Below are 26,767 nucleotides of genomic sequence, written 5' to 3' on the forward strand. Positions count from 1 at the left end.
TTTAGAAAGGATGGATTTAATGAGTTTTCCAAACGGATTTTTATGGGGCGGCGCCATCGCCGCGAACCAAGCAGAAGGTGCGTACTTAGAAGGTGGCAAAGGCTTGACGACAGTCGACTTGTTGCCGACCGGGAAGAAGCGGTTCGACGTCATGTTCGGCGACTTGCCGTCACTCGAGCCGGTGCCGGGCGAGTTTTATCCGTCACACGAAGCGATCGACTTCTATCACCGCTACAAAGAAGATATCGCGCTGTTCGCCGAGATGGGCTTCAAGGCACTCCGCCTGTCGATCTCATGGGCCCGCATCTTCCCGAACGGTGACGACGCCGAGCCGAACGAGGCCGGTCTTCAGTTTTATGACGACGTCTTCGACGAGCTGTTGAAGCACGGCATCGAGCCAGTCGTCACGATCGCCCACTTCGACGTGCCGGTCAGCCTGATCCAAAACTACGGCAGTTGGCGCGACCGCCGCGTCGTCGACTTCTTCGAGACGTACGCGACGACGCTGTTCACCCGCTATAACGGCAAAGTGAAGTATTGGATGACGTTCAACGAGATCAATATGCTGTTGCACTTGCCGTTCATCGGCGCCGGTCTCGTCTTCGAGGACGGTGAGGACAAGCAGCAAGTGAAATACCAGGCGGCCCACCATCAGCTCGTCGCGAGCGCGAAAGCGGTCAAGGCGGCGCACGCCATCAACCCCGACATGCAAGTCGGCTGCATGCTCGCGGCCGGTCAGACGTACGCCTACTCGTGCAACCCGGACGACGTCTTGGACGCGATGGACAAGGACCGTGAATCGTTCTTCTTCATCGATGTCCAGTCGCGCGGCGAGTACCCGGGCTATGCCAAACGTTTCCTCGACGAAAACGGCATCACGCTCCAAATGGAAGACGGCGACCTCGAGCTGTTGAAACAGCACACGGTCGACTATATCGGTTTCAGCTATTATGCGAGCCGGACGACGAGCACGGACCCGGAAATCAACGCATCGACCGAAGGCAACATCTTCAGTTCGCTCGAGAACCCGTTCCTCGAGAAGTCAGAGTGGGGCTGGACAATCGATCCGACCGGCTTCCGCATCACGGCGAACCAGCTGTACGACCGCTATCAGAAACCGTTGTTCGTCGTCGAGAATGGACTCGGTGCCGTCGACGCGCCAGACGCGAATGGCTACGTTGAGGACGATTACCGCATCGACTATATGGCGAAACATATCGAACAGATGCATGAGGCGATCAAGGACGGTGTTGAGATTCTCGGCTACACGAGCTGGGGCCCGATTGACTTGGTCAGTGCCTCGACCGGTGAGATGAAGAAACGTTATGGCTTCATCTACGTCGACAAAGACAATGAAGGTAATGGTACCCTCACCCGCTCGAAGAAGAAGAGCTTTGATTGGTACAAGCAAGTCATCGCGACGAATGGTGAAGAAGTGACACTTAAGGCTTCTGTAGAAAAATGAGAAAAGCAGCTTCGGCCGAATTGGCTGGAGCTGCTTTGTTTGCGTTATGATTTGATTCTACAATCAAACTTCTTTATCGATGATTGCATGATTTATTACTCATATTTTTATTCAATGTGATTCATTTAGACATTACTTACTTTTTTCTTTTTCCAAAAATGTGTTATATACAAATTTCAATTGTTCGGCCGACAGTTCAATGTCATGTTCGTGTAGGTATTTGACAGCATATCCTAAAGCGATAGTGGCCGCACTCGCCACACCAGCTCCAACAGCCCAACCAGCTCCAGGAATTAATTTAACCAACTGACGAAATGCTGTTTTTCCTGCATTTCCAACGATTGTAGCAAGTAGCAGCTCTTTAGCACTCTCTTTTGAGACCGGCTTATTGTAAAGCATAGAGAGTTTAATGATTAGGCCAACTTGAATGCCGGTTAAAGGAATGATATCAGACCCAGGAATTGGAGAGGCACCGATAGCCGCCGAAGCAACTCCTGCGCTGTTAATCCAACGGTTTGCTGTTGTTGATTTATCCTTTAATTCACGAGCCATCAAAATGTCTTTTTGCTTCTCCTCTAAAATTTTTAAGAGCTCTTTCTGTAACATCTCGATATTTTCACCTGTTCGCGATGAAATTGGAGTAACTGGGTAACTGTAGTTTGTCGCTTGTTGAATATATTGAACAAGCCCACCAATATCTTCGGCTGCATCAATTTTATTTAAGACGATAATGATGTTTTTATTCGTTTTTTCAATTTCTTTCAAGTTCTTCAGCTCATTCTCAGATAACACAGTACCCGCCGCATTCGTAAAAAATAAGATGACATCTGACTTTTTATAGTAATCTAGTGTCACTTGTGAATTTTCTTTATTGATATCGTCGAGCCCCGGTGTATCCACGAAGACAATTTTATCGGTGTATTGAATTTCTTTGATTTCGACCGTCTCACCTGGCTTTGCACCTGTAGACACGATTTCCCCGTTCATCAACTTGTTGATTGTAGACGACTTTCCACAGTTCACATCCCCAACGAGTGCAATTAAGATATTGCCTTCTAATTGATCATTTGCCTGCTTAAATTGCGCTTCATAATTTCGATTAAATTCTTGTTCGAATTCCTCTTTATCCATTCCATTAAAGTCAAATGTTGTATCCATTCTAACCCCTCCATATTCTATGTTTGTTTGAATTGATGTTCACTTCTTTTTTATGCCTCGTGGTCGATTTTACATAAGAAATAGCTTAAATACTGTCATTTTCTACAAAAGAGGTAGAGGATGTCTGTGCTCTCACCTTTTAATCGTTCGACATTTGTTCGACAAATACTTATTCGTCAATCAAAACCACCTCCCAATTCGATATTACCGTTTTCACCGTTGCTATCCCGATACGTTTTTTGACCACGTTTATTTTTCATACAGCCTTCTTCATTTATTTGTAGTTTACTTATCTTATCTACTTTTCTTAGGAGGCCTATATGACCTACTCACTCGACACCATCTTACAACTCGAAAACTCGACCGAATTCAACCGTCTCCATCAGCAGTTCCACCAATTCAATCCGCTCAAAGTGCTCCGCGTCGATCAGTACGAGATCCGTCACTCGAACGTCCTGGCCTGGCTGTTCGATCCGAACGAGAACCATCGGCTCGGTAGCTTCTTTTTACGGAAAGTATTGATGAACTTAATCACAAAGCCGGAGAACGAAGAGAAGATTGTCGGCATAGACTATCTCCCATTCCTGCACGCCCCACTCTCGGACGTCATGGTCCATCGCGAATGGTGGACCGGAAATGGTGCCATCGACTTGTTGATTGATATTCCATCCCTGAATTTGATGCTACTCATCGAAAACAAGTTTCATTCGAGCGAGTCGGCCGGGCAACTCAGTCACTACTTTGACCACGTCCACGAGACATTTCCGAATCGGAACATCTTGCCGGTCTATTTGACACTCTCGAGTGATGCCCCGTCCCACGACGACTATTGGTTCCTCGACTATGAGGACGTCCGTCTGATGATCACCCAAGAACTCGAGTTGAACCGCGCGACGATTGCCGACAATATTTACGATTTCCTGACGTATTATATCGCGCTACTCGAGGAGCGCCTCGTTGATGACGAGGACACGATGAATACGGCGCTCGAGCTCTATCAAGACTACGCCTCTGCGATTCATTTGCTGTATGCGAATGCCAATCCGGCAAAGCATAAACAAATCGAGCTACGGCAAGCTGTCAAAACGCTTGAGACGTTCGACGCGGAGACGAAACGACATCTACTGCTCATCTATAACCGGAAGCGACAAACCATCGACTACATTTTCAAAACCGGTGGTAACATCGTTCACCAAGCGTTTCTCGAGTTCGTGAACGAGCAGGCGATTACGACCTACTCTGCACATACTCGGGTGCCTAACTTCGTCATGGACGACTGGTTACCATACTTAGAACAGATGGACCGGTTGAATCGCTATTGGCTCAATTATGGACTAATCATCTGGTTCGAACAAAAAGGCAGCAAACGTCTCAAGCTTTATGTGGAAGTTGGACCGATCGACTATACCGAACGTCTCCCGCTGCTAGAAGCACTCGAAGCGAAGAACATCTCTTTTTGGAAGTCTGGGGAACAAGAAGGCAAGAAGTTCACGCGCATTTATACGGAGACGACCGATGTCTCCGATTGGACGAACGCAGCTGTCGTGAAAAAGGCTATGACATCACTCATCGACGACTCGTCGTTCCGCTCGTTCAGTCAGACAGTGACTGATGTATTAGGTGAATTGTATGCCGTCAAAGCGTAACGCAAAAGACCATCTAACTTGTTAGAGATGAGTTAAATGGTCTTCATGTATACATATCGGTCTCTAACTTCTTTTTCTCATCCAACTGAAAAACAGTCTAAGAATTTAATAACTTGAATATGACTGTATGCCACCTTCTGAGAACTGTTTCAAAAGTGTAGTATCTACGATGTACCACGTCTGTGCATCGTAGTCGAATTCTAAATTGTATCGGAAAGTACTTGGTTTAGAATCGTCTTCCTCAGCAAACTCCATCGTATCTTCATCTAAGTATTCACCCTCGTATTGAATTCTAGCTTCAATCGTGGCTTTGATTGGATTAGATTCTTCAATGCTGATTGAATCACTACTGAACTCCAATCCGACATATTCACCTTGCCAATACCAATCATTTCGATCCAGTGCTCGGTAATATGATTCTTGTCGATCGATATAGTCTGACGAACGAATGCGAGTAAAGTAACTAGAATCTTTATTTCGATAAGCTTTTTCCCAATCCCGTGCATTCGTATAAATTGTATCCACAATATCCTGTTTCACTTCTGGGCGAACTGGATCAATTCGATCACTCGATGAATCTGAAATCAGTTTTCGCTCATCTACTTTCCAATACCCATCTTCTTTCAGTATTGTCAGTTGCCATTCCATTTCACTACCTTCTGGTTCCCCTCTCAAATAAGGGACATAAGATAGAGAAGAATAGTCCGTCCCAACAATCGCAATCACTCGACTGTCAGTCACTTCAATGATATTGGATGAACTGATTGGGTATGATTGAATTTCGCCTTCAAAAACCACGTGATTTTCTCCCATTCTTTCAACAATAGGACGAAAATCGCTTCGAAATTTATCTGTGACAATTCCCGAAAAATTATCTGTCCTTCCTTTTAGTGAGTTCTGTAAATCTGTAAAAAATACTGGTGACATATCGTTCACTAATCCGATTGCCATTTCATTTAAGTAAGCTTGTTCATCGTCTTCATTTTGCACTTCGTCTTCTAAGACTTCATCAGAATAAGACTCATCTTCAGAATAATAACCTTCGTCATACTCTCCATCCCAGTCTTCTTCATCCGAAGGTAATAAACTAAAATCCATTTCATTATTCATATAGTATTGATGCGTAGCATTTGATAAGAGCGCGCCACTCGCTACAAGTAAAAAAGCCATTGGCAAAACATAATATTTCTTGTTGTTTGCAGATCCTTTACTCATATCCGAGCGATAATGTGCAATTTTAGAAGAAATTGAAGGGTACGTAAACTGCTGGTTGTAATTTTGATCCCCTAAAAAGATTTTTTGCTGTATATCACGATGATTTGAATTCTTTTTGGGTTTCCCTGCTAATTTAGGCACTGATTGATTACTTAGTTCATGTTCAACATTGGAAATATAACTTCTTTCATGGACAGTCTTATTTAATGACCTGACGATGATTTGATAAGCTTCTTCAATTTCATCAAGGTTTGCTGAATCGTCTTTACGAAGATTCAGGTATTCTTTTTCAACTTCCTCTCTTGTATGTAAAGGAGTTACTTTTAAAACTTTGTAAGGATTCATTAGATTTTCTCCCCGCAGTGGATAAGTACATTTTTAATTACATAAATGAAAGAATGAAAATTTATAGTTTTTGTAATAAGCTATAAGTATCTTACAAATTATATCTTAAGGAGGATTTAATATGGATAACGATTTTGATTCATACGACTATCAATCACTAAGTGAGATATCACCTACTGACATCGCAAATGATCCATTTGTCCTGTCTAATGCTATGGTACATTCTTCACACGCAATGTCTGTTGATGATTGTTTGTTAAAACACGATCCTTTAGCACACATCCAACATTTGAACCTGGAACCTGTAAAGTTAACTTATGTAGAACCTCACTGGGTAGATGGGTATCTCCGCTCAGATGGCACATATGTACAAGGATATTTCCGTGACGGAGATGGAAACACTAATGTATTTGATGGTGATGGATACTACAGAAGAAGCTAATGCTAGATAATAAGGGATGATAGTTAAATAATAACTATCATCCTTTTATTATTGGTAGGTTATGAACAATTGATTAATAGTTTCGAAACAACATAAACGGTAAAATTGCACCGACTAAATAACTAACGACTGCACGGTCAGCTCCAAATAGGAGATTACCAATCTCAACTAAAAGTAGTGCCATGCCTATCAACATAAGATTCCAAGGAAAATCTAATTTTGCTGTTTTCTGTACATCTGTTGTAAATCGCACTCCGACTACTTTTGACTTCATCAACGTTCTCTCTACGTATCGATGTGCAAAGTAAGTCCAGGTTAATGAGCTGATAAAACTGAAGGCGACGATTCCCCAAAATCTTGGGCTGGTAAGTAGGAATAATAGAAACCCTTTCCCATAATCCATTTCTATAGTTGAAAAAGAAATCAAAGGACCAACCAAAAGTAAGAATGTCAGTAAGACCGTCATAGACAATGTATCGAATTTAAAAAGTGAGTAATTCCATTGCCGTTGATTAAACTTATTGTATTTTGCAGAAGATTTTTCTGGCTTTACATATTTCTTGTACACTGGTTGATAAGAGAACGCATGAGTTTTAGAAACCCCATTTAATAGTATTTTCGAATCTGAAATCACCCGTTCGACAACAGCATTAACAAAGCTCCATTCATTTTCTTGTGGGATAGGATACTTGATTAATTTTTTATCAATTATCTCAACCTTTTGACCTAACTCATTCAAAGAATGTTCTGCTTGATCCATCTTACTTTGCCAGTCATCGGAATACTTTAGAATTCTATTTCGTTTTTCCTCAAGTTTTAACAAAGAGTCTTTAATCGCTTTCCACGGATTTTCTAATACTTGTTCCTCCTTCGGTAATCCCCATTCTTTTCTAGGTGAATTTTTTAAGACTTCTTCTACCAAATACATGTTCTCTCGTTTTATCGATGTGAGTGCTAATTCCATTTCATGGATGAAAGTCAACATATTATCTCTTTCTATTTGGTCCTTCAAATCGGGAGAAATTTTTATTTCTCCACTACTTCCATTTCGTTTTATAAAAATAACTTTCCCAAAATCATTCAAATAATCTTTTTCTACATTTTTCTTAATGGTCTTCTTTACAATGGCTAAGTGCCGAGTACCAAATTCACTAAACTCTTTATAACCTTCTTGAAGTCTTGCTTCCTCTAACTTCTCTTTATCTTTATCAAGTATTAGATTTAAGCGTTGATCTAATTTCTGTGCATCCTCAATCACGTCATGAAATGCACACTGTTCAGTTTTAGTCCAAGATAGATTACTGAATAGTCTTTTTTCCATTGCGTATAACAACGAAAGCATCTGTTCCTTTTGATGCATAATCAACTGTTGATTATCATGAGATAAAGAAAAATCATTATATTGATTCCATGTTTGTTTAAATATATTCACAGTTTTACCGATTAAATTCGCAGTATGAGGCTCTTCATTCTTCCAAATCATATTAAAAAATGATAAGTACCATTCCTGTTGAAGTTCCTTAAGTTTTAAATCAAAATTGTTCAAACTAGTTTGATAGGCTTTGTCCCAAGAGTTATACCGCGCGCAAATAACATCTGTCTTTCGCTCGATTGATTTGAATTTCATATTTGCAGTTCGACTAATTGCAGACGACAATTCATGTGTCACTTGGTCAAGGATGGGAATCTGTATATTCCTCGCAGGATATCTAGACTGCTTTATCAGTTGCTCCCATAGAGACTTGCGTAATGAAGGCTCGTCATTTAACCAAAGGCTAGACTGTTGGGTGACCCATTTAAAAAGGCCAGTATCTTGAATTTCAGAAAATAATTCTTCTACTTCTTCTTCCTCATCTTCATCGATGAGATCTGCTTTTGTCGCAATGAGATGTGTAGCCCCAATTTGATTCAAAGTCGTCATTTGTGTCTCGCTGAGTACATCCCCGTATGGCATACACCACGCGTACGTAATACATGGGATAAAATCTAAGTCGAAAGTTGTACTGGCATTTGACCCAGGAGTATCGAGAAGACTTATTTTCTTCAGGTTTTTGTTTGGTAACGTTACTAACAACCAATCCGCCTCTTTTGCTGAAGCTGTTAGCAAAGAAATAGACTCTATATCAAAACTTTGAATGGAAGGCACTTGTTTACTAAATGGATAAATACGAGCTTTATCTCCGTATACGAAGTATACGGGACATTTGGTTGATTCGAGAATATCGATTACGCCTGCCTTTGTCTCTAACAAAGCTTCAATCAAACTAGTTTTCCCTGCACTGAATTCACCCAGTAACGCCATGGTGGGCCTTGTTGTTGCTAGAGAATAGTATTCCAAAAAATGAAGGTAATCGTTCCATGCATCCATTTCAAAAGCTTCAAGGAGAGGAAGCATTTTTTTGTACTGAATCATATTTTTTCTCGCTTTCATTTAAATAATGCCTCTTTAATTTTTTCGATTTCATGTTCTAGTTCTTTTTCAATCGTATTTTTTTGCTCATACCAAACGTTTTTATCATTTTTTTGATTATGTAATTGTTTTTGAATTTTCTCTTCTTGGCTTCGGTAATGATTTGCAATTTGACTTAATGTTGTTTCTGAAATGGTAGCAAAAGATTTTTCCACATAAGTCTCAAGCGTTTGCTTCATATCTTTTAGAACAACATGAACTATTTTATCCAAGTCCATTAGCATTAGATTTTTGGCTTCTGTCAGGGCTTGAGTTTCTAACTTCTTTCTAATGATTGGATAGGCTGCTAAACCGACGAAAGGCAATAGTAAACCGCCCCCTAGGCCTAACATGATGGCTGCCGCTCCCCCTGCCACCAATCCAGCAGTAATAGTCGGATCCGGTTTTCCATCCGAGAAAGGCGGTTGGAATAATACTTCTGATAAATTGTCTTGTTCGATCTGTTTCCATAGCACGACGGCTTGCTGTTTCGTCATGTTGGTTACGGACTGTAGAACCTCCTGTTGGACTTTTCGAATATATAAATCAACTTGTGGTGTATAACGTTCAACCCAACGTTTTCTTTCCGTTGATAATATATGTTCAATATCTTGTTGAATGACTTCTAAAAATTGAGCAGAAGGCCCTTGATAACGTTTGACAACCCGATTACATTCTCGAATCCATTCTTCGGACAGACGTTCAATCGATTTATCAATCATTAGCAAAAGATCATTCTGTCTAACTTCCAAATAATTTTTTATTTCACTAAAATGTACTTGATTCGCTTCGTTGGCTGAATCAATCCATGTCCGAATAATTTCAAGTTCTTCGACCTTCATCACATCTAATTGATTATAAGTCTCTTGTTCCTGATTAAAAGTACGTGTTACCTCATTAAACATCGCCTTATAACGAGGTAACCTTAACGACTCAAGTCCATTTTTTTGGAATTTTTCAATTTGAGAAATCAATTCGTCGACTTCTGAAGTTTGGCCAAGTATCGAGTTATTCAGCGCTCTCTTTGCATCAAATGGAATAATAATCGGATCATCGAGTCCTTCGATGGTACATAAAGTCTCTTTTAAAGACTCAATCATTTCTTCCAACTCTTCTTCTTCATCTTCAAAAGCATCAGCAAAATTCATAACAAAAATTATGCGATGTAGCCCTTCTTTTAAAAGTGTATCGCGTAAAAAAGATAGTTCGGTCTCTGTTATCGGCTGCTCTGCCTTTAATAAAAAGAACACAATGTCCGCCTTAGGGATAAACTTGTAAGACACGTCACTTCGCTTCTTGTTTACGTCATTCAAACCTGGCGTATCTACCACATATACAGGAGGAGCGAACGGAATATTCGGGTGTCTAATGCCAATCCACTCGATTTCACTTACATCAGAATCCCCAATGTAGCTCCGTAAGTCTTCACTTTTTACTGTAACGATTTGCTCCTGTTTATGAATTTGTATCTTTTCATCACCTTGGCCGATAATATTTATCGTTGCCGTAGTTGGCAATATACCTGTAGGCAGTAAATCTTGACGAAGTAAACTGTTCACAAAGGTGCTTTTCCCGTGATTAAATTCACCTACAACCACAATAAAAATTTCTTCTTGTGCAATGACATCCTTCACTCGTTTAATTTTTTCCACTGTATCTAAGTACATGTTCTCACCTCATTGAAAAATATAAAGGATGTTAGATTCTAGCAAGTTGAGCTTGGACTTCTATTTTTAATGAATGAATATACTCAATTTCTTTTGAGACGTTTGTTTCTTCATCTTTAAACGATTGCTCTATTTTCTTTAGACGCTTTTCAGTTCGCTCGAAAGATTTCTGTATACTTTCTTCCATATCATTCATCCATGTTTCAACGGATTGATCGAATCCGGTTTGAATAGTTTTTTTAGACTCTTTTTCTACACGAACATACAGTTTTTCAATTTCTTTGCTGAGTCTTTGTTTCAGTTTACGACCGTCTGAACTTGATGAACTTTCTTCGGCAAGGAAAGCTGCCCCCATTGCTGCTGCAGGAATCAATAAAAGAGCACCAAATATCCCAACACCTAATAATGCAGCCGCTCCAAAACCTACCGCAGCTCCAGTTAATGCCGCTGAATCTGTGTTACTTGATGACGATTTAATCTCTGCTGGAATAAATGCACTACGTATAGTAGGCATTACGAAAACATTTTGGACCGTCGGTAACTGACTAGAGTATTCATTGAGATATATTTGTCTAATGCTTTGTTCAATTTTCGGAAGTTCCTCAAGAACCCACGATTGGATGCGATCCATCAATTCATCAGCTCGAGCTTTTAATAACGCATTTGCTGCTTCACTGGAGTTTATGTGTGTTATTGTCGTTTCCGCTTCAACTTCTGCTTTTATTTCCTCAAAAACCTTTTCAAAACGTTTTAGAAACTCATGTTTCTCTAGCCTCGTCTTTTCACTAAACTTCTGACGAGTCGTTTCCATGGCCTTGATAGATTGCTTATGTTCATCTCGATTGCGCTTCAGTTCAGTTTTCACTTCATCATCTGTCCGACGCAAGTCTTTATTCGCTTCATCCAATTCATCATTTAGACGCTTTCCAATCTCTTGTAACTGATTTTCGATTTTCTTTTTTCTGCCTTCTCCTTTATTCGAAACAAGAAATTCTTGTAACACGTCAAAGAAGTGATTTAATGCACTCGACTCTCTCAGACGGAGCATTTCATCTTTTGCAAGCGACACCCGTTCACTAGGAGTTAACGACTCTGCTTTACGTTGAAGAGATTGCGTTGGGAAGTCACCCTCTCCGCTGACAACAATTTTTTCTAAGCTGTTCGCAAGAACTGCCTGCTTAGCGGAAATGAAAAAGATATTTTTCTCAGGAATGTTTAACTCTTTGAATTTTTTGTACGTCGCTTCTTTTACCGTGACTTGGTCATCTGCTACTAACTTGTCGAATCGGTTGACTAAGATAAAGATGTGATCCACATGCTTTTTAAGAATATATTCCTCGAAAAAAGCCATCTCTGAATTTGATAACAATTTATCCGCTCGCATCAATACGATTGCAGCGTCCGCTTTTCTGACAAACCGTTTTGTAATCACAGAACGGATGCCACCTGAATCATTGAGTCCAGGAGTATCGATGATGCGAACTCGGTTTTGTAACAATGGATGATTAAGTTGAATTTCAATATATGTATCTTCGTTCACTTCGTTTTTCGTTGTCATGATTTTTTTAAATCGGGCTAACCGTCCGGTGCTTTCTTCCTTCCACCGCTTAGAATGAACAGTGTATGAGTCATTGAATGACTCTAAATCTTTTGAAGAAAAAATTTGCTCCCCTTCAATGTACAGCGACGCTTTTAAGTTCTCTCCTCTACGCACGTGAGTTACAAGTGCTGTAGATTCTTTTCTGGAAACAGGTAAAACAGGGTGCTTTAATAGTGCATTTAAAAAAGAGGACTTCCCAACGGATACCTCTCCGACAGTAGCTAATAGCAAATCTTGTTCTTCTGTCCATAGCTTCACTAATTTTAATTGTTCAAAAAGATCATCTTGTTCTATCGCACTTGCTATTTTTTGTAGAGCATTAGCTGTACTTACAAGGTTATTAATCGAATTTTTATATTGAGTTAATTTTTCCAAATTTAATCACCTTCTATACATATTTTCTATCGATTACTATTTCTAAACTTTATAATACGTTGTACTTAGATTATTTGAGTATATTTGTTATTAACTTTATTAGGGTTTTATAGGCATGAGGAACTAAATATAGACCATATTAGATATAATTACTCAGTATCATACCTTCGATGTTGATATTACAAAAGAAATAGAAAAATTACTCTCGCTTTCTGTAAAAAAGGTAGATGATATTGCCAATTTTGACCTTGAATCGTTCGACATTTATTCGACAATTTTAATCTATGAATTCTTAAAAACTTTTAATTGCTCACTAAACTTATTTATATTCATAATTTCATTAAATTCACTTCTATAAATACCTACATATTTTTTGGACCACGTATAATATATGCACCCCCAGCTACAAATAATTGTAGTTTACTAATCTTATCAACTATCCTTAGGAGGTCCCTATGCCCTACTCACTCGACACCATCTTACAACTCGAAAATTCGACGGATTTCAACCGCCTTCATCAACAGTTCCATCAATTTAACCCTCTCAAAGTACTACGTGATGACCAATATGAGATCCGCCACTCGAACGTCCTCGCTTGGCTGCTCGACCCGAACGAGAATCACCGACTGGGAAGTTTCTTCTTACGTAAAGTACTGATGAACCTCGTGACGAAAGCGGATAATGAAGATAAGATCAACAGCTTTGATTACTTGTCATTCCTTCACACGTCGCTCTCTGACGTCGTCGTTCATCGAGAGTGGTCGACAAATGGGCATGGTTCGATTGATTTATTGATCGAAATCCCCTCGTTAAAAACAATCATGCTCATTGAAAACAAATTTCATTCAGCTGAATCCGAAGGACAGTTGGATCGCTATTTGACAAGTGTGACAACTCGTTATTCAGAGTGGAAAGTACTACCTGTCTTTTTAACCCTATCAGGCGAACCACCATCTCACGACGCTTATTGGATGTTGGCCTATGAAGATGTGCTGCAAATCATCCTGCAAGAACTCGATTTGAATAAAGAAACGATTGCCGACAGCATTTATGACTTTTTGAATTACTATGTAGCATTACTAGAAGAACAATTAGTTGAGGATGAAAACACGATGCAGATGGCGATGAGGCTGTACCAAAACTATACCTCGGCCATTCATTTGATTTATGCCAATGCCTATCAAAATACCAATCGCCAAAAACAAATCGAGCTTCGTGAGGCTGTAGCTGTGCTACAAGAGTTATCCTCGACCGAGCGAGAACATTTGACGAAATTCTATGCAAAGAAAAGCAAAACAATTGATTACATCTTTAAAATGGGTAGCAATATTCTTTATCAATCATTCTTGTCGTTTGCAGAGAAGCAAAAGCTACCGAATCACCTCTATCGACCGCATGCCAAAGTCCCGAATTTTATTTCTCCACAATGGGAACCATACTTAGAGAACATGGAGAAACTTGGTAGTAGCTACTGGATCGGTTATGGAATGATTATCTGGTTCTCACGAGAATGGAACCAGGATTTAAAAATCCACGTCGAGGTCGGTCCGATCAATTATACTGACCGGTTGAAATTGTTGGAGGTGTTACGAGACCAAGGAATCTCATTCCGCCCATCGGGTATGCTCGAAGGTAAAAAATACACAAAAATCTATGTCGCAACCACTCCAGTCTCGGATTGGACGGATACAGCCTGCGTAGAGCGTGCGATGGCATCACTCGTGACATCTTCTGGTTATAAAGAACTTGAGACCAAAGTGTTGAATGTATTGAGTTCGCTCTATACAACAGTCACGCCGTAAAAAAACACCTCAAGCTTTGGCTAAACGAATAGCCAAGCCTTCAGGTGTTTTATTGTAACTGCATCACTTCACTACTTTAGTTACTTTCTTTAATTCCAGATATCCGGTTTGCTTCATCTTCACAGTCACCGTAACCCCAGCTTTTTGACGTGGAATCGTCAGCTTGTAGTAGCCTTTCGAATCCACTTTTGCGGTCTTACTGATAGCTTTCGTTCCGACAAACGCTTGAACCGTCGCAGTTTTATTGCCTTTACCCGTTACCGAGGTAGCGCTCGATTTCACCGTATTCACAGTGAACGTCGCGAACGTGTTCAATACTTTGGACGAAACAGCCGTCGATAGGTTTCCTGCCGCATCTTTCGCTCGGACCGTCACCGTCGCCCCTGCTTTCGTCGTTTTCAAGTTGTAACTGTATGTGCCGGCAGTCGATGCTTTCGTCGTGTATGTCCGTCCATTATACGTGATTAGAACGGTCGCACCCGCTTCTGTCTTCCCGGTCACCCGTGTCGACTTGTTCGTCAGCGTGAGAACAGTCGGTTTTGTTGGTCCGACCTTGTCAATCGCGAAGGAAATCGAGCTATAGTTGCCGGCCGCATCCGTCACGCGAAGCGCATATTTACCAGATGCGCCCACTTGTGTGTTCATACGGAACGCCTTGCCGTTCAACGTTGCCGTCCCTTCGTTGAACCGGATTGTCACGGTCTGGTTCGTCAACTGGTTCGCAGTGACACCTGTCACGATAGGTCGCGTCCGGTCAATCGTAAACGTCGCGACCGTCTCGTTTCCAATCGCGTCGACAAGACGGAGTGTGTACACCCCTTCCCGGGAAATACGTGTGCCTGAGACAAAAGGTTGTCCGTTCAGTGTCGCAGCCCCTTCCGTAAAGAGAGGCACGACTTCACGGTAATGTGTCTTCCCTTTCGTTAATCCGCTCAAGACAGGAGGTCTCGTATCAATCGTGAAATGAACGACAGTCTGATTTCCAGCTCGATCGGTGACCATCAATGTGTAGTCCCCATCACTCGTGATGGCTTGACTCGACGAGAACGGTTTCCCGTTCAAGGTCGCCTCTCCCTCACTAAACGTCGGGTGAGCAGACGGATACGTGTCACCTTCTGTCACACCGAGAACCTTAACCGCCGTCTTATCGATAGTGAAGGTTATTTTCGTGACGTTCCCCGCCTCGTCCTTAACTACTAGGTCATAGACACCTTCTTTCGTCAAAATCGTCCCACTTTCGAATGGTTTGTCATTCAAAAGCGCCGTTCCTTCTAAAAAGACAGGAGTAATGTCTCGGTTGAAGAATCCATTTTTAACTTCACTGACAACAGGTGGGGTACGGTCAATCTTAAATGATTGCCTCGTTTCATTTCCCGCCTTGTCTCGAACGACTAACGTATACACACCGTCTGTCGTGATTGATTGGCCTGACGTAAACGTCTCCCCATTCAAAAGCGCTACACCTTCATTGAAGGTCGGTGTTACGACTTGATTTGTCACACCGTTCGGTACTCCCGTCAAAACAGGCGCTTTTTGATCTAACACGAAGCGCATTGTTGTCTGATTGTTCGCTTCATCTTTGACCACTAGCTCGTAAGTGCCGTCCGTTTCTACACGGACAGGTGACGTGACGACATTGCCATTCAACATCGCTGTCCCTTCGTTGAACGTGAACGAAACAGGTTGAGCATAGAACTGATCATGCGATACACCCGTCACGATTGGCGCAATGACGTCTTGGATCGGCCTCGTCCAAACGTCACTCGTCAGCATACCGTGAGTGGCTTGGACGGAGAACATAGATTCATTCGTTAGCCGTAGTGCGTGGAAGACGAAACGGCCCGTTTCATCGGTCGTGACTGTAGAGATGTTTGCGCCGAGTGACAATGTCACATGTGTACCTGGTTCCGCCGTTCCTTGAATCGACATATCTCGATTCGTCACAGGATCAATTGTCATGACTTCATATCGACGTGGTATTGTCTCAGACGTACGGTCAATCTCATCTTTGGCATAAATAGAGAGGCTCACCGTCTTGTCGAGAGTGAAAGGTCCTTCGTATACAGATGATTCGTCGTTGCGTGTGACATGAATCGTTCCATCGGTCGTCGTCAATTCAACCGTCTGACCTTTCAAATAGATGCCACTGTCGAGTGTGGCAGTTACAATCGGAGCATCCGTATTATACACTCGATACGACCATCGATGAATCTTACCGTATACATCGGTCATCGAGAAACGTAAAGTTCGGTCTTTCGGTGCCTTCATATCGACACGGAACGTTCCGTTTGCTTTTGTTTGGAGCGGTTCTCCGTTCAAATAGAGAGTCGAAAGCGGAATGAAGGATCCCGATATTGACACCATACCGTCTTTTTCGAATACAGGTGTGGCTTCAAGTTCAAATGGCAATGTGTCATACAATTGATTCGTCGCAGCTTTTGAATATACAAGATTCGATCCTGATATGACGACCATCCCATCTTGGGAAGGTGTATAGTAGCCGGTAATAAAATAACTTGCACGAATTTGCTCATACGCTTTCACACCTCCAGTGATCCACAATCGCCCACCGACATACACCTTTCCGTTGAGGACCGTACCTTGTCCGAGCGTCAATGTGACACCTGGCATGATGTACACATCTTGGTTCACTATTGTGTTAGTCCATTTTTCATTGGATGTAACGATGCGTGCATCGATAGGCGTGATGAGAGCGAGCGTTTTAATCGTGAAAGATAAGCCTTCCGTCACCGTTGTCTCATTCCCGTTCATATCTTTTATACGCAAAGATTGAAGTTTCCAAGTCGCTGCTTCTTTAGGGAACGCACTACGAGGCAACTCCATGTTAAACCCGTCTGTCGTGACATTCGTACTCGATAACGTCATTGTTTCATCGGATTCGTTTGCAAACGTGGCATCAACTGACATCAATTTTGAATTGTCAGAAGTGAACACGGTAAACGATTGGAAGCTATCGTCGTCCAATTCAAATGAAGTTGATTCGATTTTTTCAAAAATAGGAACTCTGTCGTCCTCAATTAAGTCAAAATTATAATCACTAAAATCTTTTTTGTTCCATGAATAAAGAACTTTGTCATGATTCGAATTGTATGTCGTCAAGTAGTTACCCATGTTGTCATAAATCGACACGTAATAGATGATCCAGGTACCCGACTCGTCGTTTGAGGTCATCGCGAGCTGTCCCCGATACTTGCCGTCCTCGCCTAACGTCAGATGTACGCTTTTCGTTTTGGATGTGACCGGGCTACTGTAGTAGACATCGACCGTACGAATTCCGCTGCCCTCATCAGAGGTGTCAATTGTGATGCCGACGCTCTCTCCTGGGATGACGGATTTTTTATCGAGGCTGATGTTCTTTAGCACTGGCTTGACCGTGTCCACCTGCGTTCCATTCAATTCGAAGTTATACTCGCTGAAATCTCTCTTGTTCCATGAATAAAGAACTTTGTCATGATTCGAATTGTACGTCGTCAAGTAGTTCCCCATGTTGTCATAAATCGACACGTAATAGATGATCCAGGTACCCGACTCGTCGTTTGAGGTCATCGCGAGCTGTCCCCGATACTTGCCGTCCTCGCCTAACGTCAGATGTACGCTTTTCGTTTTGGATGTGACCGGGCTACTGTAGTAGACATCGACCGTACGAATTCCGCTGCCCTCATCAGAGGTGTCAATTGTGATGCCGACGCTCTCTCCTGGGATGACGGATTTTTTATCGAGGCTGATGTTCTTTAGCACTGGCTTGACCGTGTCCACCTGCGTTCCATTCAATTCGAAGTTATACTCGCTGAAATCTCTCTTGTTCCAAGATGAAAGCACATTGCTATGATTCAAATTGTAAATTTCTAAATAGTTCCCCATGTTGTCGTATATCGACACATGATAGATAATCCAGGTACCCGACTCGTCGTTTGACGTCATCGCGAGCTGTCCCCGATACTTGCCGTCCTCGCCTAACGTCAGACGTACGCTCTTCGTTTTGGATGTGACCGGGCTACTGTAGTAAACATCGACCGTACGAATTCCGCTGCCCTCATCAGAGGCGTCAACCGTGATGCCGACGCTCTCTCCTGGGATGACGGATTTCTTATCGAGACTAATACTTTTTAGTTCCGGCTTGATTGTATCCACTTGCGCATTCACGATTAGAGAAAAAGAATCGATGTGGAAGCCAAAAAGTAGCATAGTACAAATGAGTAAACTCATAAATTTCTTCACCTGAACATCCTCCTTATATTACTTCTTTCAATCTTTGTATATTGTAAAGAAACAGCTAGATAACCGCCGTATAGTTTATTCTAAAATCAACCTGATCATCTTTTCATATTTTTCCTCTTCTCTTTATTGAATGTTTATGTTTTGAATATGAAACCTATAAATCCCATATAAAAATATAGCATGTTTTTCAACACACAATTACCTGTTTTGTAAAAACAGGTGGATGGACAACACAAAAAAGTGAAGTGACCATTTTCAGTCGCTCCACTTCTTCTCATGTACGGACTCTCCACCTCAAGCTTCGAACGTAAAAGGACCTGACTAACTAGGAAAAACTGGAACGTCTCATCCAACAGATCGAGCGTAAGAACGAGCGCCTGCTGGCCGAGAACATGATAGAAGACGCGGGACTGATCTGCAGCATGTCCCGTGTCGGACGTTGTCTCGACAATGCGCCGATCGAGGGCTTTTGGGGTACCCTGAAAGTGGAGATGTACTACTTGCGTGAGTTCCAGGCCTATAGCGAACTCACATCGACCATCGAGACCTACATTATTGTTCTACAACCACGAGCGTTTCCAGAAACGACTAAACGGCTTGAGCCCTGTCGAATACAGGTCTCAAGCCGTTTAGGCTAGTTTTCATTATTTGCCCTGTCTACTTGACGGGGAGCAGTTCAGACAAGTTCGATGGCCTTGATTTTATTCCACCCCAAACCGATAAACTGTCCTCGAGTGATACAACTCCTCGGGTTTCAGTTCAATCGATGTGGCGATGTCTGGATGGTTCGGTGCGTCCGGGAACGCTTGAGCTTCGAGACAGATAGCACTATGCTTCTGCCGTCCTTCGAGCGTAACCGGTGTCTCTTCACTGAGGAAGTTCGCCGTATAGACGACCATGACCGGCTGATTCGTCTCGACGTCCATGACGCGTCCGCTCACCGGGTCGTGTAGCCGGGTCACCCCGTACTTCAAGATGAACGGGTGATCAAGTCCTCCAGCCTTCACGATAGCCTCGTCCTCCGCCGTAATCGCCTCACCGACTGGCTTCCCGTCACGGAAGTCGAACGGTGTCGCCTCCACTTCAAGCAATTCGCCCGTCGGCAGCGACTCCTCATCAAGTTTCGCGACGTGATTGGCCGGCAACGTCAACACATGGTCATGAATCGTCGGTCGTCCACCGAGATTGAAATAGTTGTGATGGTTCAAGTTGACCCAAGTCCGTTTGTCCGTCTGGGCCGTCATCGTGACGACGAGCTCGTTGTCGTCCGTCAACTCATAGACGACTTTGAACGTGACGTTGCCGGGATACCCTTCTTCCCCGTCCGGACTTAGATACGTAAAGGTAATCGCCTGCCCCTCGACGTCCATGTCCCAATGCCTGGCCGTGATGCCGTCGTCTCCGCCGTGGATATGATGCGGGGCCTCGCTTGGGGTCAAGGTCACGCCATCAATCTCCGCGTTGCGGATCCGTCCGGCGATTCGTCCGACGACAGAACCGATATACACCGGGTTCTCTAGGTATTGCTCGGGACTGCCATATTTCAAAATGACAGAGTCCATATTCCCGTCACGGTCCGGCGCCGTCAACTCGGTCATGGCACACCCGTACGAAATAGCCGACAAGCGCATGCCGTTCTTGTTTTCAATCGTTGCTTCTCTCAACTGGCTCACCTACTTCGATTCGTTTACCTGTTCATTCCCGTAGTCGTCGCCCCGTACTCCACTTTATCGACGTGACTCAAAAACGCGTTCATGAATGCGGTAAAACTCGTGAACCCCCTTATCCTCGTCCGTATCGTTTCACATTCACCGGATATTCATCGATATCCGAGATGGACTAGCGCCCTTATCACACGTAAGCCTAGGGCTTGATTGAAATATCGGCTTACAATAACGAATGGAGTCGGAAGGCGAACGTACAGCAACAACCAATCGTCGAATATCGATGACTATACTCGAATTAACCTAGGAAAATCAACAGAGCGCTCGGAAATGAATTGCCACATGAATCAAATCGATGATCAAATCCACGAATGGGAACCGATGATTCACTATGTCATCCGCCACCTATCGATTCATCCGAACGAACAGGAAGACTGCGCCCAAATCGCACGGGTCGCCTTATGGGAAGCGTTGAATCGCGGCTGCACGCTGTCCAAGACGTATTGCTTCCAACGCATCCGGGGCGCCATCCTAAATCACCAACAGAAGAATGCCAGACATTTGAAACACGAGGTTACTGCCGAACGGATCCCCGAACAATGCATGACGTCCGAACGTAATCTCTTCGACTGGCTCGACGAACAGCGGTTGTTGCTGTCCCCCCGCCATTTCGAACTCCTATGCCACTTGATCGATGGGACCGAACAGACGTTGTCTTATTCGCCGAGTCGTTTGCGGGCATATAAGGCCGACGTCCAACGAGAACTGAAAGAGGCAATCAACTTGAAGGAGTGAATGATATGAAACACGTATTACTGAGTGACGCGATTGAGATGTACTTGACAGACATGAGAGAACGAAAGGAAGCTCCCGAGACGACGCTGAAAAGTACGCGTAACTCGTTGCTGCGCTTCGCCCGCTATGCAGCCGAGCACGGTGCGATGTACATCCAAGACATCACTGAGACGAGCCATGCGATCCCGTACAAGAAACATATCAGCGCGATGGCCGACAATACGGTCAAATCCTATATCATGCGCATCCGTGGGCTGTTCACGTTCGCCATCGAGCAGCATTGGATGCAACATAATCCGTTTGCCCGCATCGTCACACGGGAGGGCGTCAGCGAACCGCCGACAATCATCACCCGCGACCAATTGAACACGGTGCTGTACCATGCCCGCAATTACACGCTCTATACGATTTATCTCGTCGGAGGGGATGCTGGATTACGAATCAGTGAGATTCTGAATTTAGAGATCAATCATATCAATTTTGAGGAGCGCTTGTTGACGGTTCAAAAAGGAAAAGGGGATAAAACCCGCCATGTCCCGATGACACCCCGACTCACCGACGAATTGAAGAAGTATATAGCCACACACCGACCGAAAACAGGGAAATCGAATCGTATTTTCTTGATGCCGACCGGACGTGTCGTCCAACCCGGCTTTGTGAACCATGACTTGAAGGCAATCGCGCAAGAACAGTTCGGCGTGAAGCTGACGAGCCATATGTTACGTCACAGTTTTGCGACGACACTGTACGACCAGAGCCAAGATCTCCTCGGTGTAGCCAACCTCCTAGGACACAAGTCAATCAATACGACCGAACGCTATCTTCATGTGTCAAGAGAGCGGAGTCGGAAGTTGATCGAGGGGTTGAATGAATAAGTAGAGAACTGATCGAGACATGGATGAGCGATTATTCATGTCTCCTTTTTCGAAGAAGTACCGATGACGAACAGGTTTCGCAATCGTTTTGAATACCAATTCTGCCCGAACTATGTGTACGGACACTTGCGTACCGTACCAAGTGTAATCAACGCAGTTAAAATGGTTTTTTCTCACTTTTGATGAAGTCCGTCTTCAGGAATTAGTTCACTAAAAGTATTGAACGGATCAATCATGTTAGACGACTTTCTTCCAGAACTAGAAGTGGTAGATGTGAATCGTTGTGATGAAGCATATCAGTTCATTTGTCATGGGAAAAAGTCGTGTACCTTATGTCCTAGTTGTGCAAAGTGCTCTTACCGTGTTCACAGTAGATACATCAGAACATTAAGGGATGAGCGAGTGTTCGGGATGGATGGCAACTACGGGCTCAGGCGAGACGTTTCTTCTGCGACAATCGCACCTGTCCCACGGGTATCTTCACGGAACGGTTTACCTCCCTATGTCGACCCACACACCTGCAGAACAATCCATTTGGAACACGGCCTGTCGAGGCTATTGAGTTCGATTGGGCTAGAACGAATCTTGAACAATATCAGCGATAGTACTGCTACTTCGAATGCTGAAACGCTCGGAACGGCATCGATGACTGCTCCTGGAGAAAACGACAAAAGTATGGGACGATCATCTGCAACCTTGAGATCAGACTCCCAATCGCCTTGCTTCCCTCTTGGTATATCAACACTGTCTCTGCCTGGATCCGTTCACATCCTACCATTCAGGTCGTGGCACGGGACTGATCCGTCGAGTTCCGAGAGGCCGAGAGGCCATCCGTTTGGCCGATGAGACGATTCAACAGGTGAGTGACCGATGGCACTTGTTTCACAACTTAGGAAAGAAAATTGATGACATATTGAAACAGCGTCTTCCATCTGGCAAAAAGATACTGTTCGAACCGGATGGTGTAAACATCGAACGCGAACTGACAGACGCAGAGAGAAGGAAGTGGACACTTATTCTGGACGTACAACAGAATGCAGAACAAGGTGTCCCGATCTCCGAATTGGTCAGACGGCATCAAATCGACCCGAAGACATGTCGTAGATATCTGAAGATGACAGATCCACCAAGAATCGGTCGGTCACATCGACGACACAGCGCAGACATCTACAAACAAGACATCGTCAGATGGATTCGCCAAGGTAAGACGACAGAATGGATGCACCGGACAGTGAAATGAAAAGGATATGCCGGCGGAATCAGTACGTTTCGACCGTATGTCGCAAGGTTGAAAAAACAGTCCCACACGAAATCAATATCAACTGATTACGGCCATTGAAATGTACCAGTCTTGCAATCTTATTTACCAAAGAGTGACAAACAATTTACCGGGTGATGCCAAAGTCCCGACCATCCTTCATATCGCCTCCCTATTATTAAGGTGCACACCCAATGGTGTGACATCGTTACATGGGAGGTTTTTTTATGCTTCGCTATTCGGCCATCCTAAAACTTAAAGAGCAAGGACTCAGCCTGAGAAGCATCGCAGCTAGCACCGTCAACTCGCGTCAAAAAGTGACGGAGGTGATCGACCGGGCGACAGAAAAAGGCTTGATGGGGCCGTTCGATGATGACATGACCGATAAGTGGATTGAAGAGTTCTTGTTCCCTGAGAGAACGCTTGAGTCGTCCGGTAGACACCCAATCGACTTTGACTATGTACACAGGGAATTGGCAAAGCCGAACGTCACCTTGTCTCTCCTACATCATGAGTACGAGCTTGAGTGCCGTACGAACAAACGAATCCCTTACTCCTATCGGAGTTTCGTGCGACATTATAGCGCCTATGCGAATAAGCACAAGGCCACACTCCGGATTCGTCGAAAGCCAGGAGAGGTGATGGAAGTCGACTGGGCCGGTTCAACCACGTTCATCATCGACCGGGACACAGGAGAAAAAGTAAAAGTATACATATTCGTAGCGACATTGCCCTGTAGCCAATTGTCTTATGCCGAGGCGAGCCTCTCGATGGACTTGTCGGCATGGATCACGTGCCATAACCATGCCTACAGCTATTTCGGTGGGAGTACCCAGATTCTCATCCCTGACAATCTGAAGATCGGTGTCACGAGAAACACGTCACGTGAACTCATCCTCAACCCGACATACCGAGAGATGGCTGAACATTATGGGACGGTCGTCATGCCCGCGCGTGTGAGCGCACCCAAGGACAAACCGAGTGTCGAGGGTTCCGTCGGTGTCATCTCCACTTGGATCATCGCCGCCTTGAGGAACTCCCACTGCTTCAGCCTAGAGGAGCTGAACCGTGAGGTTCATGAAAAGCTGGAAGAGTTCAACCATCGTCCGTTCACCCGGAAGCCCGGTAGCCGTCTCTCCGCATTCGAGGAAGAGGAAAAGTTCGCGTTAGCACCACTCCCGAAGCATTCGTACAAACAATCGAGTTGGCGGGACGCGAAGGTCCGGCCGGACTACCACATATCCGTCGAGAGCATGTTTTATTCGGTGCCCTATGAATACATCAACTGTCAGGTCGCGGTGCGACTGACCGAGCAATTGGTCGAGGTGTATTTCAACGAGATGCGGATTGCCTCCCACAAGCGACTGATCGGGCGCTTCGGACAATTATCGACCAACCGCGATCACATGCCCGACAACCATAAGCTCTACATCGACCAGACCCCGGAGAACGCAAAAGACTGGGCAGACGAGATCGGTCCGAACACCTTGAAAGTGATCGATTTCCTTCTTGGCACTGCTCAGACCGAGCGATTGGCACTCCAATCCATCTTCACGCTGAAGAAGCTGGAGCGACGTTATTCCAAGTATGAGATCGAGCGCGCCTGTAAGATGGTCGTCTCCATGACCAACAGACCGACGGTCAAGGGCATCCAGAGCATCCTGTCGAACAACAAGAAGAGCGACGCCGAGCAGGAGTTGAAACGCAAGACGGAAACTGCCAACAATCACTATGGCTTCATGCGTGGTGCGGCATACTATGGGGGAGCTGATAAAGATGAATGAACAGACGATTGCCAAACTGATCGAGATGAAGATGAACGGGATGGCCGAAGCCTATGAGGAACAGTCATCCAATCGCGATTTTCAACGCATGGACTTTGATGAACGACTGGCACTACTCGTCGATTTTGAGCATTCCAGACGAAAGAACGGCAAGCTGCACCGGCTGATCCAGGCTGCCTCGTTCATCAACTCGAATGCTTGCATCGAGGACATCGAGTACCATGCCGACCGTCGATTGAACAAAGAGCAGATCCTCAAGTTGGCAAGCGGAACTTACATCTTGGACAGCCACAATTTGATTCTGAAGGGACCGACAGGATTCGGGAAGACCTATCTCGCGACCGCCTTCGGGGTCTCGGCCTGTCGCCAGTCGTTCAAGGTGAGATACATTCGTCTGCCTGAATTGTTGGATTAACTGACACTGGCGAAGCTCGCAGCCGATGGGAGCTACCGACGACTCCTCAAAAAGTATACAAAAGTCGACCTACTCATCCTCGATAAATGGCTATTGACCGACTTGACGACTGACGAGGCGACGATTCTCCTCGAGATTTCCGAGTCGCGCCATAAGACCGTCTCCACCATCTACTGTTCTCAGATCGACCCGAGCGGATGGCATCTTCGATTAGGAAACGAGACCATCGCAGAGGCGATCCTCGACCGGATCATCCATGACTCTTATCAAATCATGATCGACGGTGAAATATCGATGAGGGAACGCCATGGCATATCAGCACGCTGACCGTCCGAGCCATCCAAGTGATGGCTCTTTTCTTCGCACTAGGTGGCTCAGTCGTCCGCAATCGATGGCTCACAATGCCGCAATCCCTTGTCCAACGGACTTTGAGTCACATGATGGTCGACATATGTCACTGAGTGGTACCAAACATGGCATTTGGTGGTAAATAAAATGGCAGAGGCGGTAAAAACTCGTGGCCGTAATCATCAACCGACGATTCATCCAGAAAGTTCTCTGGGAGGACGAGCCTTCCAACAAACCACTTCTCCTAAAAATACTGGAAATCCATCCCTTCTTGAAGGAATTGAACGAGTTGCTCCGCTCATTCAAAGAACGTTTCGAGGCTGCGACGTCTGAACAAGATATCTTAAGGTGGTGTGGACAGGCAGAGCAGATGAATAAAACGAAGCTATCTTCTTTCGCAACCTATATAGGAGGGGACATCGACGCTATCCGGCTCGGGATGACGCTGCCCTGGTCAAATGGCATGATCGAGGGACATGTCAACCGACTCAAGACAATCAACTGTCAAATGTATGGTCGCCAAAATTGGAACTGTTGCGCATCAAAACATTGAATGTCACTTGAGGCTCTTTGTTCTACTGAGATATAAATCGATGTCTACATAACCACAGGGATGAAGCATTTCATCAAAAGTGAGGAAGAACCATTTTAACAGCATTGATTATATCCGTTGTCTGGCCTCACCTCAGTCCACCTGTATTTGCTTACCTATCGGTTGTTCTGGAATAGCCTCGTAATGGCGGACGACCCTTTTCTTTTCAATCTGATAGATTTCTCGGATTTTCTTCACGTATGTCCTGACCGTTCTCAATCCGACCGAGAGGTCGGGATATCTTTCAAGTAACCAGTCATGGACTTGTGCACTGCTCAAATACGGATACTCCCCCAAACATGCAATGATCCAGTCTCGGTATGCATCGAATTTCTTCTTTCGTGATCAGGATTTCCCGTCAAATTCATGTAGGACATCTTTATATGTCAACTTCAGGTACTTACATACCGTCGGTCTCGATATCTTCAGTGCTGTTGCGATTTGAGCCACTTTCATGTTTTGCTGATACATTTGATGAATCTTGATGTGTAGCACTAACTTTTCTTCCAATTCTATTCCCTCCAGATAAAATACCCTCAACTAATCTATCGGAGTTCTGTTCTGATTTTTCGGCAATAGTGTAAAATCGTATCGAGCAAAAACTGTCAATTTTATTCTAGCATTCACACACTA

General features: G+C 44.1%; 16 protein-coding genes and 3 pseudogenes. 11 read left to right on the plus strand and 8 right to left on the minus strand.

Going from position 1 to position 26,767, the window contains the following annotated elements; all coding sequences use genetic code 11:
* Nucleotides 1-10 precede the first annotated feature (10 nt).
* A complete protein-coding gene (locus KNP02_RS03215; protein WP_214709054.1) occupies nt 11-1,465 on the plus strand; it encodes a 6-phospho-beta-glucosidase in 1,455 nt (484 codons plus the stop codon).
* Nucleotides 1,466-1,597: 132 nt separating this feature from the next.
* On the opposite strand, the gene KNP02_RS03220 is transcribed toward KNP02_RS03215, so the two are convergent.
* Nucleotides 1,598-2,623, minus strand: coding sequence for a GTPase (locus KNP02_RS03220; RefSeq protein WP_214709052.1), 1,026 nt, complete (start codon nt 2,621-2,623; stop codon nt 1,598-1,600).
* Nucleotides 2,624-2,943: 320 nt separating this feature from the next.
* On the opposite strand from KNP02_RS03220, the gene KNP02_RS03225 reads away from it, so the two are divergent.
* Nucleotides 2,944-4,269: a PDDEXK-like family protein gene (locus tag KNP02_RS03225; protein ID WP_214709050.1), complete on the plus strand. Its 1,326-nt coding sequence runs from the start codon at nt 2,944-2,946 to the stop codon at nt 4,267-4,269.
* A 105-nt stretch (nt 4,270-4,374) separates the two neighbouring features.
* On the opposite strand, the gene KNP02_RS03230 is transcribed toward KNP02_RS03225, so the two are convergent.
* Nucleotides 4,375-5,829 carry a hypothetical protein gene (locus tag KNP02_RS03230; RefSeq protein WP_214709049.1) on the minus strand — a complete coding sequence of 485 codons (1,455 nt, stop codon included), beginning with the start codon at nt 5,827-5,829 and terminating at the stop codon, nt 4,375-4,377.
* Nucleotides 5,830-5,950: 121 nt separating this feature from the next.
* On the opposite strand from KNP02_RS03230, the gene KNP02_RS03235 reads away from it, so the two are divergent.
* Nucleotides 5,951-6,271, plus strand: a complete 321-nt coding sequence (locus KNP02_RS03235) for a hypothetical protein (protein WP_214709048.1) — start codon at nt 5,951-5,953, stop codon at nt 6,269-6,271.
* A 73-nt stretch (nt 6,272-6,344) separates the two neighbouring features.
* Here the strand turns inward: KNP02_RS03235 and KNP02_RS03240 are convergent, their stop codons facing one another.
* The 3 genes from KNP02_RS03240 to KNP02_RS03250 are packed head-to-tail and all read right to left on the minus strand — an operon-like array spanning nt 6,345 to nt 12,362.
* Nucleotides 6,345-8,702, minus strand: coding sequence for a dynamin family protein (locus KNP02_RS03240; protein WP_214751432.1), 2,358 nt, complete (start codon nt 8,700-8,702; stop codon nt 6,345-6,347).
* Complete coding sequence (locus KNP02_RS03245; protein ID WP_214709045.1) at nt 8,699-10,387, minus strand: dynamin family protein; 1,689 nt, start codon at nt 10,385-10,387, stop codon at nt 8,699-8,701. Before KNP02_RS03245 ends, KNP02_RS03240 begins: the two co-directional genes overlap by 4 nt.
* A gap of 31 nt (nt 10,388-10,418) precedes the next feature.
* Nucleotides 10,419-12,362, minus strand: a complete 1,944-nt coding sequence (locus tag KNP02_RS03250; RefSeq protein ID WP_214709042.1) for a dynamin family protein — start codon at nt 12,360-12,362, stop codon at nt 10,419-10,421.
* A 455-nt stretch (nt 12,363-12,817) separates the two neighbouring features.
* Between KNP02_RS03250 and KNP02_RS03255 the strand changes: the two genes are divergently transcribed.
* Complete coding sequence (locus KNP02_RS03255; protein ID WP_214709039.1) at nt 12,818-14,164, plus strand: PDDEXK-like family protein; 1,347 nt, start codon at nt 12,818-12,820, stop codon at nt 14,162-14,164.
* Between the two features lie 63 nt (nt 14,165-14,227).
* On the opposite strand, the gene KNP02_RS15050 is transcribed toward KNP02_RS03255, so the two are convergent.
* Nucleotides 14,228-18,403, minus strand: a complete 4,176-nt coding sequence (locus tag KNP02_RS15050) for an Ig-like domain-containing protein (protein WP_214751435.1) — start codon at nt 18,401-18,403, stop codon at nt 14,228-14,230.
* Between the two features lie 386 nt (nt 18,404-18,789).
* On the opposite strand from KNP02_RS15050, the pseudogene KNP02_RS03265 reads away from it, so the two are divergent.
* Nucleotides 18,790-19,036: pseudogene (locus KNP02_RS03265) on the plus strand (transposase); the annotation flags it as partial.
* Between the two features lie 68 nt (nt 19,037-19,104).
* Here KNP02_RS03265 and KNP02_RS03270 read toward each other — a convergent pair.
* Entirely contained in the window at nt 19,105-20,067 is a 963-nt protein-coding gene (locus tag KNP02_RS03270) for an aldose epimerase family protein (protein ID WP_214709077.1), read from the minus strand.
* A gap of 342 nt (nt 20,068-20,409) precedes the next feature.
* Here KNP02_RS03270 and KNP02_RS03275 point away from each other — a divergent pair, with 342 nt between their 5' ends.
* The 6 genes and pseudogenes from KNP02_RS03275 to KNP02_RS03300 all read left to right on the plus strand — a co-directional run bounded on the left by KNP02_RS03275 (nt 20,410) and on the right by KNP02_RS03300 (nt 26,095).
* Nucleotides 20,410-20,862: a sigma factor gene (locus tag KNP02_RS03275; RefSeq protein ID WP_214709035.1), complete on the plus strand. Its 453-nt coding sequence runs from the start codon at nt 20,410-20,412 to the stop codon at nt 20,860-20,862.
* 5 nt (nt 20,863-20,867) lie between these two features.
* Nucleotides 20,868-21,737: a tyrosine-type recombinase/integrase gene (locus KNP02_RS03280; RefSeq protein WP_214709033.1), complete on the plus strand. Its 870-nt coding sequence runs from the start codon at nt 20,868-20,870 to the stop codon at nt 21,735-21,737.
* Nucleotides 21,738-22,572: 835 nt separating this feature from the next.
* Nucleotides 22,573-22,977 carry a hypothetical protein gene (locus tag KNP02_RS03285; RefSeq protein ID WP_214751438.1) on the plus strand — a complete coding sequence of 135 codons (405 nt, stop codon included), beginning with the start codon at nt 22,573-22,575 and terminating at the stop codon, nt 22,975-22,977.
* A 245-nt stretch (nt 22,978-23,222) separates the two neighbouring features.
* Nucleotides 23,223-24,779, plus strand: coding sequence for an IS21 family transposase (gene istA, locus KNP02_RS03290; RefSeq protein ID WP_214709029.1), 1,557 nt, complete (start codon nt 23,223-23,225; stop codon nt 24,777-24,779).
* Nucleotides 24,772-25,521: pseudogene (gene istB / locus KNP02_RS03295) on the plus strand (IS21-like element helper ATPase IstB). The gene istA and the pseudogene istB overlap by 8 nt, the downstream one beginning before the upstream one ends.
* 190 nt (nt 25,522-25,711) lie before the next feature.
* Nucleotides 25,712-26,095, plus strand: a complete 384-nt coding sequence (locus KNP02_RS03300) for a transposase (protein ID WP_353047324.1) — start codon at nt 25,712-25,714, stop codon at nt 26,093-26,095.
* A 135-nt stretch (nt 26,096-26,230) separates the two neighbouring features.
* On the opposite strand, the pseudogene KNP02_RS15055 reads toward KNP02_RS03300, so the two are convergent.
* Nucleotides 26,231-26,629: pseudogene (locus KNP02_RS15055) on the minus strand (IS21 family transposase); the annotation flags it as partial.
* Nucleotides 26,630-26,767 lie beyond the last annotated feature (138 nt).

This window comes from Exiguobacterium sp. s40, assembly GCF_018617905.1.
GTDB classification, from domain to species: Bacteria; Bacillota; Bacilli; order Exiguobacteriales; family Exiguobacteriaceae; genus Exiguobacterium; species Exiguobacterium mexicanum_A.